The sequence below is a fragment of the Streptomyces sp. NPDC016845 genome, assembly GCF_044332585.1.
Taxonomy (GTDB): Bacteria; Actinomycetota; Actinomycetes; order Streptomycetales; family Streptomycetaceae; genus Streptomyces.
The window spans coordinates 153,469-165,807 of record NZ_JBIRPI010000002.1; the positions used below are offsets into that span (position 1 = coordinate 153,469).

13 protein-coding genes are annotated in these 12,339 nt (G+C 69.9%); 5 read left to right on the forward strand and 8 right to left on the reverse strand.

Translation table 11 applies throughout. From position 1 onward, the window contains the following. Nucleotides 1-7: 7 nt before the first annotated feature. The 6 genes from mmsB to ACH4RC_RS06605 all read right to left on the reverse strand — a co-directional run bounded on the left by mmsB (nt 8) and on the right by ACH4RC_RS06605 (nt 7,325). A complete protein-coding gene (gene mmsB / locus ACH4RC_RS06580; RefSeq protein ID WP_398196073.1) occupies nt 8-1,252 on the reverse strand; it encodes a multiple monosaccharide ABC transporter permease in 1,245 nt (414 codons plus the stop codon). Beyond that, entirely contained in the window at nt 1,249-2,811 is a 1,563-nt protein-coding gene (gene mmsA, locus ACH4RC_RS06585; RefSeq protein WP_398196076.1) for a multiple monosaccharide ABC transporter ATP-binding protein, read from the reverse strand. Before mmsA ends, mmsB begins: the two co-directional genes overlap by 4 nt. Before the next feature lie 85 nt (nt 2,812-2,896). Further along, nucleotides 2,897-4,012 (reverse strand): multiple monosaccharide ABC transporter substrate-binding protein, encoded by a 1,116-nt coding sequence (gene chvE / locus ACH4RC_RS06590; protein ID WP_398196079.1) that lies wholly within the window; start codon nt 4,010-4,012, stop codon nt 2,897-2,899. A gap of 142 nt (nt 4,013-4,154) precedes the next feature. Beyond that, a complete protein-coding gene (locus ACH4RC_RS06595) occupies nt 4,155-5,111 on the reverse strand; it encodes a hypothetical protein (protein WP_398196082.1) in 957 nt (318 codons plus the stop codon). A 55-nt stretch (nt 5,112-5,166) separates the two neighbouring features. Then, nucleotides 5,167-6,171, reverse strand: a complete 1,005-nt coding sequence (locus tag ACH4RC_RS06600; RefSeq protein WP_398196084.1) for a zinc-binding dehydrogenase — start codon at nt 6,169-6,171, stop codon at nt 5,167-5,169. Beyond that, the gene (locus ACH4RC_RS06605; RefSeq protein WP_398196087.1) at nt 6,168-7,325 is read right to left on the reverse strand and encodes a mandelate racemase/muconate lactonizing enzyme family protein; all 1,158 of its coding nucleotides are present in this window, start codon (nt 7,323-7,325) and stop codon (nt 6,168-6,170) included. The genes ACH4RC_RS06600 and ACH4RC_RS06605 overlap by 4 nt, the downstream gene beginning before the upstream one ends. A gap of 233 nt (nt 7,326-7,558) precedes the next feature. Between ACH4RC_RS06605 and ACH4RC_RS06610 the strand changes: the two genes are divergently transcribed. Beyond that, complete coding sequence (locus ACH4RC_RS06610; protein ID WP_398196089.1) at nt 7,559-8,272, forward strand: hypothetical protein; 714 nt, start codon at nt 7,559-7,561, stop codon at nt 8,270-8,272. Between the two features lie 28 nt (nt 8,273-8,300). Here ACH4RC_RS06610 and ACH4RC_RS06615 read toward each other — a convergent pair whose 3' ends face one another. Then, a complete protein-coding gene (locus tag ACH4RC_RS06615; protein ID WP_398196091.1) occupies nt 8,301-8,756 on the reverse strand; it encodes a MarR family winged helix-turn-helix transcriptional regulator in 456 nt (151 codons plus the stop codon). A 185-nt stretch (nt 8,757-8,941) separates the two neighbouring features. Between ACH4RC_RS06615 and ACH4RC_RS06620 the strand changes: the two genes are divergently transcribed. From ACH4RC_RS06620 to ACH4RC_RS06635, 4 genes are all read left to right on the forward strand, one after another. Further along, entirely contained in the window at nt 8,942-9,973 is a 1,032-nt protein-coding gene (locus ACH4RC_RS06620; RefSeq protein WP_398196094.1) for an NADP-dependent oxidoreductase, read from the forward strand. Nucleotides 9,974-10,044: 71 nt separating this feature from the next. Beyond that, nucleotides 10,045-10,467, forward strand: coding sequence for an organic hydroperoxide resistance protein (locus tag ACH4RC_RS06625; protein ID WP_398196096.1), 423 nt, complete (start codon nt 10,045-10,047; stop codon nt 10,465-10,467). A 54-nt stretch (nt 10,468-10,521) separates the two neighbouring features. Then, nucleotides 10,522-11,346, forward strand: coding sequence for an EI24 domain-containing protein (locus ACH4RC_RS06630; RefSeq protein WP_398196099.1), 825 nt, complete (start codon nt 10,522-10,524; stop codon nt 11,344-11,346). Further along, a complete protein-coding gene (locus ACH4RC_RS06635; RefSeq protein ID WP_398196102.1) occupies nt 11,343-11,708 on the forward strand; it encodes a YrdB family protein in 366 nt (121 codons plus the stop codon). The genes ACH4RC_RS06630 and ACH4RC_RS06635 overlap by 4 nt, the downstream gene beginning before the upstream one ends. Here the strand turns inward: ACH4RC_RS06635 and ACH4RC_RS06640 are convergent. Then, nucleotides 11,699-12,334: a TetR/AcrR family transcriptional regulator gene (locus tag ACH4RC_RS06640; protein ID WP_398196105.1), complete on the reverse strand. Its 636-nt coding sequence runs from the start codon at nt 12,332-12,334 to the stop codon at nt 11,699-11,701. The genes ACH4RC_RS06635 and ACH4RC_RS06640 overlap by 10 nt on opposite strands. Nucleotides 12,335-12,339 lie beyond the last annotated feature (5 nt).

Genomic DNA, 12,339 nt, shown 5'->3' on the forward strand with positions numbered 1-12,339 from the left:
GGCGCCGTCAGGAACCCGCGCGGCGCTTGTTCCACACGTCGAAGCCGACCGCGGCGAGCAGGGCGAGGCCCTTGATCACCGACTGCCAGTCGGAGCCGACACCGAGCAGGTTCATGCCGTTGTTCAGCACACCGAGGACGAGACCGCCGATGATCGCGCCGAGGATGGTGCCGACGCCGCCGCTCATCGAGGCGCCGCCGATGAAGGAGGCGGCGATCGCCTCCAGCTCGAAGTTGAGACCGGCCTTCGGCGAGGCCGCGTTCAGGCGGGCGGCCACGACCAGACCGGCCAGGGCGGCGAGGACGCCCATGTTGAGGAAGACGTAGAAGGAGACCTTCTTGTCCTTCACGCCGGAGAGCTTGGCGGCGGGCAGGTTGCCGCCGATGGCGTAGATGTGGCGGCCGAAGATCGAGTTGCGCATCAGGTAGCCGTAGCCGACGACCAGGACGCCGAGGATGAGCAGGACGATCGGGGCGCCCTTGTAGCTGGCGAGGAGCATCGTCACCACGGCGATGGCGGCGACGATCGCGATCAGCTTCAGGATGAACAGGTTGAACGGCGGCAGGTCGAGGGCGAACTCCTGCTGGCGGCGCCGGTCCCGCAGCTCCTGTATGACGACGGCCGCGGCGAGCACCACGCCGAGCAGCAGGGTGAGGTTGTGGTAGTTCGTGTTCGGGCCGACCTCGGGCAGGAAGCCGTTGCCGAGCTTGCCGAGGCCCTCGGGGAACGGGCCGAGGGTCTGCCCCTTCAGCAGGATCTCCGTGAGACCGCGCCACACCAGCATGCCCGCGAGGGTCACGATGAAGGACGGTATGCCGCCGTAGGCGATCAGCCAGCCCTGGATGCATCCCGCGGCGCCGCCCATCGCGAGGCAGATCACTCCGGCGACGGGCCAGGGCATGTCGTGGCTGACCATGAGGACGGCGGCCGTCGAGCCGACGAACGCGGTCAGCGACCCCACCGACAGGTCGATGTGTCCGGCGATGATGACCAGCATCATGCCGATCGCGAGGATCAGGATGTAGCTGTTCTGCAGCACCAGGTTGGAGACGTTGCGCGGCAGGATCAGGTCGCCGTTCGTCCAGATGGCGAAGACGACCACGAGGAGGCCGAGCGCGAGCAGCATGCCGTACTGGCGCATGTTGCGGCGCATCCCGTCGAGCACGAGACGCAGCAGCCCGCCCTCGCCGGCGGCTCCGTCCTTGCCCGGCGGCGCGGGGGCCGGGGACTTGTCCATCACGTCCGTGCTCATCGAGATACCTCTTCTGTCCCGTTCTTGTCCTTGGTCATCAGGCGCATCAGGGACTCCTGCGTCGCCTCCGCGCGGGTGACCTCACCGGTCAGCCGTCCCGCGCTCATCGTGTAGATGCGGTCGCACATGCCGAGCAGTTCGGGCAGTTCGGAGGAGATGAACACCACCGCCTTGCCCTCGGCCGCGAGTTTGTCGATGACCGTGTAGATCTCATACTTGGCGCCCACGTCGATCCCGCGGGTCGGCTCGTCGAGGATGAGCACCTCGGGGCCCGCGAAGATCCATTTGCTGAGGACGACCTTCTGCTGGTTGCCGCCCGACAGCTTCCCCACCGGTTCGAAGACCGTCGGGGCCTTGATGTTCATCGACTTGCGGTACTCCTCGGCGACCTGCCGCTCCCCGTGCTCGTCGACCACGCCGCGCTTGGAGACCTTGCGCAGCGCCGCGAGGGAGATGTTGCGGTTGATGGTGTCGAGGAGGTTGAGGCCGTAGTGCTTGCGGTCCTCGGTCGCGTAGGCGATGCCGTGCTGGACGGCCTCGGCGACCGACTTCGTCCGGATCTCCGCGCCGTCCTTGAGCACGGTGCCCGCCGCGTACCGGCCGTAGGTCCGGCCGAAGACGTTCATCGCGAGTTCGGTGCGGCCCGCGCCCATCAGACCGGCGATGCCGACGATCTCCCCGCGCCGTACGTGCAGGGAGACGTCGTCGACGACCTTGCGCTCGCGGTCCAGGGGGTGGTGCACGGTCCAGTTGCGGATCTCCAGGGCCGGTGCCGCGCCCTTCTCGGCCTGGTGCGGGGTCCGCTCGGGGAAGCGGTGCTCCAGGTCGCGGCCGACCATCCCGGAGATGATCCGGTCCTCCGAGGTCTCCTCGGCGTGCACGTCGAGGGTCTCGATGGTGCGGCCGTCCCGCAGGATCGTCACGGAGTCGGCGACGCGGCGGATCTCGTTCAGCTTGTGGGAGATGATGATCGAGGTGATGCCCTGTTCCTTCAACTCCAGGATCAGGTCGAGGAGTTTGCCGGAGTCCTCGTCGTTGAGCGACGCGGTCGGCTCGTCGAGGATCAGCAGCTTCACGTCCTTGGCGAGCGCCTTGGCGATCTCCACGAGCTGCTGCTTGCCGACACCGATGTCGGAGATCCGGGTGTTGGGGTTCTCCGCCAGGCCCACCCGGCGCAGCTGCCGGGTGGCGTGCAGCAGGGTCTCCCGCCAGTCGATGAAGCCGCGCGTGGCGTGCTCGTTGCCGAGGAACATGTTCTCGGCGATCGACAGGTAGGGGACGAGCGCCAGCTCCTGGTGGATGATGACGATGCCCCGCTTCTCGGACGCGTTGATGTCCTTGAACTGGCAGGGCTGCCCCTCGAAGAGGATCTCCCCCTCGTAGCTTCCGTGCGGATGGAGGCCGGAGAGGACCTTCATCAGAGTGGACTTGCCGGCGCCGTTCTCTCCGCAGATGGCGTGGACCTCGCCCTGGCGTACCGTCAGGTTGACGTCCGAGAGCGCTTTCACACCGGGAAAGGTCTTGACGATCGAGCGCATTTCCAGGACGGGTCCCGCCATGGTCGTGCCCTTCAGCTAGTGGTTCAGCTTGTGGTTCGGAGCTTGTGGTTCGGAGCTTGTGATGTGGACAGGGGTGCTTACGTACTCACTGGCCCAGGTCGGACTTGGAGTAGTAGCCGCTGTCGACGAGCTCCTTCTCGTAGTTGTCCTTGGTGACCAGGACCGGCTTCAGCAGGTACGAGGGGACGACCTTCGCGCCGTTGTCGTAGGTCTTGGTGTCGTTGACCGCGGGCTTCTTGTCGTGCAACACGTCGTCGACCATGGTCACCGCGACCTTGGCGAGCTGGCGGGTGTCCTTGTAGACGGTCGAGTACTGCTGGCCCGCGACGATCGACTTCACCGAGGCGACCTCGGCGTCCTGCCCGGAGACGGGCGGCAGCGGCTTGGAACCCGAGCCGTAACCGTCCGACTTCAGCGCCGACAGGATGCCGATGGAGATGCCGTCGTACGGGGAGAGCACCGCGTCCACGCGCGTGCTGCCCTTGTACGTCGACGTCAGGATGTCGTCCATGCGCTTCTGGGCGGTGGCGCCGTCCCAGCGCAGGGTGGTGACCTGGTTGAGCTTGGTCTGGCCGGACTTGACGACCAGCTGCTTCTTGTCGATGTAGGGCTGGAGCACGCTCATCGCGCCGTTGAAGAAGTACTTGGTGTTGTTGTCGTCGTTGGAGCCGGCGAACAGCTCGACGTTGAACGGGCCCTTCTTGCCGCTCTTGAGGCCCAGCTCGTCGACCAGCGAACCGGCCTGCAGCTGGCCGACCTTCTCGTTGTCGAACGTCGCGTAGTAGCTGACGTCCTTGGTGTCGAGGATGAGCCGGTCGTAGGCGATGACCGGGATGTCCGCGTCGGCCGCCTGCTTGAGCACCGAGCTGAGCGACTTGTTGTCGATCGCGGCGACGATCAGCGCCGAGACGCCCTGCGTGATCATGTTCTCGATCTGCGAGACCTGCTGGTCCGGGTCGTCCTCGCCGAAGACCAGCTGGGTCTTGTAGCCCTTGTCCTTCAGGGACTTCACGACGTTGTTGCCGTCGGCGATCCAGCGCTCCGAGGACTTCGTCGGCATCGCGATGCCGACCGTGGAGCCCTCGGCGCTCTTCTTGCCCCCTTCCGAGCCGCCCTCGCTGTCCTGGCCGCAGGCGGTCAGGGTGAGCGCGAGGGAGACGGTCGCGGCTATCGCGGCTGCAGCGGTGCGGCGGTTTCGCATGGTCATCATCCTTGATGTGTGGGTGCGGCGCTCGGTCGGGAGGAGCGAAGTCCCGGGCCGGTTGCGGGGGTTGACCGAGAACCGAAGTGCGTTGGATTGTGCGCGGCTCTGTCGTGTTCTGTGAAGTTGCGTGGCCAGAACGTTATTGGGCCGTGCTGAAGCGCCGCAGTGTGCCCGGCAGCCGGGAGCCGAGCGGCGACATCGCGCCGCCCGCCCCGTGCCGCGCGAGCAGGTCGAGCGCGAGGCGGCCCCGCCGCACCCGCTCGCGGGCGGTGTCGAGCGTGACGTCCCGCAGATGGGTGCCGTACGGATAGATGGCGGGCGCCTTGGCGAGCCCGAACTTCAGGTACAACGGGGCGCCGCGGCGCACCAGTTCGGCGATCTCGTACATCCGGATGTAGCCGCCCAGGTCGTCGGGCGCCTCCACGTACATGTCCATCGGCGCCGCCGAGAGCCGCCGGATCTCGGTGAGGTGCGTGAGGGTCAGGTCGGACGGCACGTTCAGCGAGTCGGCGCCGAGCCGCTCGTACACGGCGTACGAGGCCGGGTTCACGGGCCCGATGAGCGCGGACACCTTGAGCGTCGTGTCGGCGGGGACGACCCCCTGGGCGCGCGCCCTGTGCAGCGTCCACAGCACGCCCTCGTCGGCGACGAGCAGACACTTCACGCCCAGCTCCGTCGCGCGTACGGCGTCCTCGACGCATCCGGCGACGGCGTCGTGGCCGCGGGCGCGCAGCCCCGCGCCGCGCGAGTCGGTGCGCACGGAGGCGCCGGTGTCCCAGGTGCCGCGCGGCCCGGTGAACAGGCACAGCTCGATGTCGCGCTCGGCGGTCGCCTCGACCATCTCCACGATCTCGGTGTCCCGCAGCATCCAGACGCCGCTGCCCTGGCTGATCCGGTGGATGGGGACGTCGAGCCGTGAGGCTTCCTTCAGTACGACGCCGACGGCCTCGGGGCCCTCGACGGAGGGGATCTCCACGCGCCACGTCCCGCCGTCCGGGAACGTGTGCGGGGAGGCGTCCGCCGGGTCGGGCGCGGGAGCGCTGAGCCCGAGGGCGGAGAGGGCGGGTTCGCCGGGGCGGCGGGGTGAGTCGGTCACGCTCGTCCTTAGGTCTTGTCCGAAATCTTGGCGAGTGAGCGGGGCGGGGCCGGCCCTAGGGCCGCAGCAGCACCTTCCCGACCCCGGGGTCCCCGGACCCGACCCACTCGATGGCCTCGGCGAACCGCTCCAGGGCCACCTCGTGCGTCACCAGCGGCAGGGGATCGAGCAGCCCCGCCCCGAAGACCCGCACCGCGTGCGCCCACGCGTCGGGCGCGGCCCCGAACACGGTCCGCACCTCCAGCTGGCGCACGACCAGATCCGTGGGGTCGAGCCCGTCGGCGCCCGCCGCCGGGATGCCGGTGAGCACCAGGCGCCCGCCGCGCCGCAGCAGCGAGGCGGCGGTCCGGGCGGCCGAGGCGGAGCCCGCGGTCTCGATCACGACATCGATGTCGGAGGGGAGCGGTCCGGTCCGCAGCCGGAAGTCCGTCGCCCCGAACCGCCGCGACAGCGCCTCCCGGTCGTCCCTCGAGCCGACGACGAGCAGTTCGGCCGGGGAGTTCGCGGCGAGGAACTGCACGGCGAACATCCCGAGCGTCCCCGTCCCGACCACCGCGACCCGCTGCCCCGGCCGCGCCTCGGCCTTGAGCGCGGCGGCGGCGATGCACGCGGCCGGTTCGAGGAGCGCGGCGGCGCTCAGGTCCGCGTCGTCGGGCAGTACGTGCAGGAGCCGGGCGGGGAGCACCAGCGTGGCCGCCATCGCCCCGGCCTGCGTGAACCCCGTCTCCTCGTACCCCGCGGTGCACAGCGTCGTCTCACCGGCGTGGCAGCGGTCGCAGACCTGGCAGTTCCGGAAGCCCTCGCCGACGACCTTGCGGCCGACGAGCCCGTCCGGCACCCCGGCGCCCACCGCGTCCACGACGCCGGACCACTCGTGGCCCGGGGTGAGCGGGTAACGGACATACCCCTCGGGCCGGTTGCCCTGGTAGACCTCGCGGTCGCTGCCGCAGATCCCGACGGCGTGCACCCGTACCCGCGCCTCGCCCGGTCCTGGCGGCGCGGGCTCGTGCGGCACGACCCGGTGCTCACCGGGCCCGTCGACGACTACGGCGGAGCTCACTGGGACCCCTTCGGCGCGCGCTTCTCCCAGCCCTCGGCCCACAGGTCGAAGCGGGCCTGCTGCTGCGGGAACTCGGCGGCGGCGTCCACGTCGAGCTCGACGCCGAGGCCGGGCTCGTGCGACAGCTCGAAGTACCCGTCCACGACCTGCGGCGCGCCCTTGACCACCTTCTTGATCTCGGCGTCCGCGAAGTCGTTGAAGTGCTCCAGGATCTTGAAGTTGGGGGAGGTGAAGCCGACCTGGAGCGAGGCCGCCGTGAGCACCGGGCCGCCGACGTTGTGCGGGGCGATCAGCATGTAGTGGGTCTCGGCGGTGGCGGCGAGCTTGCGGGTCTCCCAGATGCCGCCGATGTGGCCGACGTCGGGCTGGATGATGTCGACGGCCTGGCTCTCGAACAGCTCGCGGAACTCGATCCGGTCGTGGATCCGCTCACCGGTCGCGACCGGCATGTCCACCTTCGCGGCGACCTTCTCCAGCGCCTTCAGGTTCTCCGGCGGCACCGGCTCCTCCAGCCACGCGGGCTTGAACGGGGCGAGGTCGCGCGCGAGCCGTACGGCCGTCGCGGGGGAGAACCGGCCGTGCATCTCCAGCATCAGCTCGGCGTCGGGCCCGATCGCGTCGCGCACGGCCTCGATCAACGAGACGGCGTACAGCGACTGTTCGTGGTCCAGCTCGAAGTGCCCGGTGCCGAACGGGTCGATCTTCAGCGCCTTGTACCCGCGCTCCACCACCGCCTGCGCGGCCTTGTGGTACGCCTCCGGGGTCCGCTCGGTGGTGTACCAGCCGTTGGCGTACGCCTTCACCTTGTCGGTGACCTTGCCGCCGAGCAGCTGCCACACCGGGACGCCGAGCGCCTTGCCCTTGATGTCCCAGCAGGCCATCTCGACGACCGCGATGCCGGACATGACGATCTCGCCGGCCCGCCCGTAGTCCCCGTACTTCATGCGCCGTACGAGGTCCTCGACGGCGAACGGGTCCGACCCCACAATGTGGTTGGCCAGCGCCTCGTTCAAGTAGCCGATGAGCGCGTCGGTGTGGCCCAGCATGCGGGTCTCGCCGACGCCGGTGATCCCCTCGTCGGTGTGCACCTGGACGTAGGTCAGGTTCCGCCAGGGCGTCCCGACCACATGCGTGCTGATTCCCGTGATGCGCAAGGCGATTGCCCCCTGTGCCGATTCGTTGCCGTTCGATATTTCGTCACTCGTTCGAAATGCTGGCGTGACAGTAAAGACGGCCGTACAGAGGTGTCAATGGTCTGCGCAGAGGTTCAGGGCGCTTCGTGAAGGTTCGCCGCGCTTCGTCAACTTGCGCCGCGCCACGTTTCGCACAGAAGTTTCACAGCACCGGCTTTCTCCGTCACCGGCCGGGCGCCTAGCCTCCTTTCGACATGGACTACTGCCACCCGTGCCGCAGGCACCTCAACGGAGCCCTCGCCTGCCCGGGCTGCGGCACCCCCGCCGACGCCGTGCGCGCCTACGCGGAGACGCTCGCCGCGCAGGAGGGGGCGGAGGAAGCGACGCCGGTGGAGAACGGTGAACCCGCCGGCCCGCGCAGCAGACGCCGCGCGCGCCCGCGCCGGGCCCACCGCAGACGCCGGGGACGCATCCTGCTGGCCACGGCGGGCCTCGCCCTCGCGGCGGGTGGGCTCAGCCTCGCGGAACTGGGCATGGAGTCGTCGGGCGGCGGCGACGCGCAGGCAGCGCCGGACACGGTCCGGACGGAGGCGGACGGCGCGTCCTCGGCGGACGGGAAGCCGCCCGCCGACGCGGCGGTACCGGCGTCCGCCGCCTCTCCCGGAGCGTCCGGGTCCCCTTCGGGAACCGCTTCCGCCTCGGCTTCCGTGTCCGCCTCCGCGTCCGCGTCGCCGAGTGCGAAGGAGAGCGGCGGCTCGTCGTCGGCGCGGGCGGACGACGGGAGCGACGAGAGCGACGGGAGCGGCACGCCGGGAGACCCGGCCCCGGACAGCGCGGACCCGCCCGCGGGCCCCCCGTCCGACGCGCCCTCGGCCAGCGCCGACCCGGACCCGACCTCCGCGTCCCCGACACCGCCCGAGCCGACCCCGACGAAGACGTGCGACCGGTTCCTGTGGTGGTGCACCTAGCCTTCGTCCGAGGGGGCTGTCCGGCGCCTCAGTCCGAGGACGGCTGCCCGGCCCCGATCATCGTCCTCAGCATGTCCCGCAGCGCGAGCCGCTGGTCCCGGTCGAGCCGGGCCAGCGGCTCGCGCGCGAAATCGAGGGACTCCCGCAGGCTCCGCGCCACGCCGACGCCCTGTTCCGTGGGCGCGGCCACCTTCACGCGCCGGTCGCCGGGCGACGGCCGCCGCTCCACCAGCTCCCGCGCCTCCAGGCGGTCCACGATCCCGGTGATGTTCGAGGGCTCGCACTTCAGCCGGTACGCGATCTGCCGCATCGGAAGAGGTTCGAGCGCCAGCAGACTGAGCACCCGTGCCTGTGCCCCGGTCAGTCCGTGCCGCGCGGCCGCGTCCTCGTACTCCTGGTGGTAGCGCGCGACGACGGCGCCGATCAGCTCCACCACCTCAAGGGTGAGCGGATCGACGGAACGGTGCGGACGGGTGGCGGTCATGGGTCCAGGGTACTCAGTTGCTTGACATCATGAAATATGTAGAAGCATGGTTGTTTCACATACTGAAGTACTGCGCTGAAGTATCGCCCTGAAGCGCCTGGCCCGACGGCCGGCCCGACGGTTCTCCCGACGGCCGGCCCGACGGTCCGAGGCACTTGAAGCACTAGCCACGTAAGGATCACCGCATGTCCGCCGACACCCCCCAGATCCCCGCCACCGGCCGCGAATGGGTCCTGCTCAGCCGCCCCGTCGGCTGGCCCGAGCCCAAGGACTTCGAGCTGCGCGAGGCCCCGGTGGCCGAGCCCGGCCCCGGCCAGGTCCTCGTCAAGAACCTGTACGTCTCCGTCGACCCGTACATGCGCGGCCGTATGAGCGCCGCGAAGTCGTACGTCGCCCCGTACGAGCTGGGCAAGCCCATGCAGGCCGGTGCCGTCGGCGAGGTCATCGCCTCGAACGACGAGGGCATCGCGGTCGGCGACCACGTGCTGCACTTCTCCGGCTGGCGCGAGTACGCGACGTTCGACGCCAAGCAGGCCGTGAAGGTCGACCCGGACGCCGCGCCCCTGTCCACGTACCTGGGCGTGCTCGGCATGACGGGCCTCACCGCGTACGCCGGTCTGCTGCGCACCCTCTCCTTCAAGGAGGGCGACAGCGTCTTCGTCTCCGGCGCCGCGGGCGCGGTCGGCGGCCAGGTCGGCCAGATCGCCAAGCTCAAGGGCGCCTCGCGGGTCATCGGCTCGGCCGGCTCCGACGAGAAGGTCAAGCTGCTCCTCGACGAGTACGGCTTCGACGCGGCGTTCAACTACAAGAACGGCAACGTGCACGAGCAGCTGAAGGAGGCGGCCCCGGACGGCATCGACACGTACTTCGACAACGTCGGCGGCGACCACCTGGAGGCCGCCATCGCCCGCCTCAACCGCGACGGCCGCATCGCCATCTGCGGCGCGATCTCCGTCTACAACAACACCGAGCCGGCCCCGGGCCCGCGCAACCTCTCCCGCCTCATCCAGACCCGCGGCCGCATCGAGGGCTTCCTCGTCGGCGACCACTACGACCTGCAGCCGCAGTTCGTGCAGGAGGTCGGCGCCTGGGTCCGCTCCGGCGAGCTGAAGTACCGCGAGACGGTCGTCGAGGGCATCGAGAACAACCTGGAGGCGTTCCTCGGTGTCCTGCGAGGCGACAACACCGGAAAGATGGTCGTGAAGCTCATCGGCTAGTCTGTTTCCGTTCTACGGATGTAAAACTCCGCTTGCCGGAATAATGCCGAACGAATGAGGGAGTACGAGCCATGGCCATCACGCAGTCCGACGTCGTCTACACCGCCGTAGCCACCGCCGAGAACGGTCGCGACGGCCGCGTCTCCACCGACGACGGCAAGCTCGACGTCGTCGTCAACCCGCCCAAGGAGCAGGGCGGTTCCGGCGCCGGTACCAACCCGGAGCAGCTCTTCGCGGCCGGGTACAGCGCCTGCTTCCAGGGCGCCCTCGCCGTCGTCGCCCGCCAGGAGGGCATCGACATCGCCGGTTCGACCGTCACCGCGAAGGTCGGCATCGGCAAGAACGACGACGGCTTCGGCCTCATCGTCGACATCTCGGCGGCCATCCCGAACGCGGACGCGGCCACCGCCAAGTCCCTGATCGAGAAGGCCCACCAGGTCTGCCCGTACTCCAAGGCGACCCGCGGCAACATCACGGTCACGCTCTCGGTCTGACCGTCCGGCCGGGGAAGATCTGACGGCCCTCGCCCGTCCCGTAAGGTTTGCGCCATGCGTGATCTCGGGGCGGGCTTCGGCTATCTGATGAAAGGGCAGCGCTGGGTTGCCCTGCACGGCAGGAAGTACGGCTGGAGCCTGCTGCCCGGCCTCATCACCCTCGTCCTGTACGCGGCGGCCCTGGTCTGCCTCGCCATCTGGGGCCAGGACTTCGTCGGCTGGTCGACGCCGTTCGCGGACCGCTGGTCGTCGCCGTGGCTCGGCCTCTTCCGCGGCCTGCTGACGGCCGTCCTCTTCGCCCTGGCCCTGCTCCTCGCGGTCCTGACCTTCACCGCGGTCACACTCCTGATCGGCCAGCCGTTCTACGAGTCCCTCTCCGAGCAGGTCGACCTCGCCGAGGGCGGCCACGCCCCGGATTCCGGTCTGCCGCTCTGGCGCGACCTGTGGATCTCCGCCCGCGACAGCCTGCGCATCCTCGTCCGCGCCGCCCTGTGGGGCATCCTGCTCTTCGCGCTCGGCTTCCTGCCCTTCATCGGCCAGACGGTCATCCCGGTCCTCGGCTTCTTCGTCACCGGCTTCTTCCTCGCGGAGGAACTCACAGCGGTCGCGCTGCAGCGCCGGGGCGTCGAACTCCGGGACCGCCTCGCCCTGTTGCGCTCCAGGAAGGGCCTGGCCTGGGGCTTCGGCGCGCCGCTCGCGGTGGCGTTCCTGGTGCCGGTGGTGGCGGTGTTCCTGATGCCGGGGGCGGTCGCCGGAGCCACCTTGATGGTGCGGGACCTTCGGGGCGAGCCCGTACAGGCGCCCGACGACGCCGACGAGCCGTTCCCGGTGTCCGGCGCCGGCGCGGCGGACGAGACCCCGCGAGGGATGACCGCATGAAGACCGCCAACGCCGCCGTCCTCTTCGCCGTAGAACTCGTGGCCCTGGGCGCCGTCGGCGCGTACGGCTTCACCCGCGACGTGGCCGCGCCGCTGGCCTGGCTCTACGGGGTCCTCGGCCTCGCGGTGATGATCACCGCTTGGGCCCTCTTCGGCTCACCGAAGGCCCGGTACGGGACGCGCGGGGCGGTGCGGGTCGCCTTCGAGGCGGTGTGGTTCGGCGCGGGTGCGGTGGCGCTCGCGCTTTCGGGGGCGTACGTCTGGGCGGCCGTTTTCGCGGCGGTGTGTGCTGTCAGCAAGGCGCTGGCGGTGCGCTGGCACCAGTATCCCGGGGCGGAGGCCGGAGGCGCGGCTCAGTTCTGAGACGAGCTTTCGGGGCCGGCGGGTTCGGTGGGTTCGGTGGGGTCGGTGGGTTCGGCCAGCAGTGTCAGGAAATCCCGGAACGCTCCGGCCATGTCCACCGACTCCGGGTCGAGCAGCCACTGGTACTGCAGCCCGTCCATGACGGCGACGAGCAGCGGCGCCGCCCGCTCCGGCGTGAGCCCGCCCGGCAGCCGCTCCCCGTACTCGGCGCGCAGCACCTCCGCCATGGACGCGCGCACGTCGTCGTAGCGCCGCGTGAAGAACTCGCGCGCCGGGTGGCCTTCGGTGACCGACTCGCCGAGCAGCGCCGAAAACGTCTGCACGATCCCGGGCCGCATCGCGTTGTACTCGACCAGTGAGCCGAGCAGGTCGAGACGCCACTGGCTGTCGGGCACCGCGTCCCACCGGTCCCGGTCCGCGAGCACGGCGACGAGCAGCGCCTCCTTCGTCGGGAAGTGGTGCAGCAGCCCCTGCTGGGTCAGCCCGACGCGCTCCGCGACAGCGGCGAGGCTCGCACCCCGGTACCCGCGCTCGGCGATCACAGCGAGCGCCGCCCGCAGGATCTCGGCCCGTCGCTCCTCGCCGCGGGCGGTTCTGGTGCTGCTCATGCGGTCACCGTACGACATGGTCA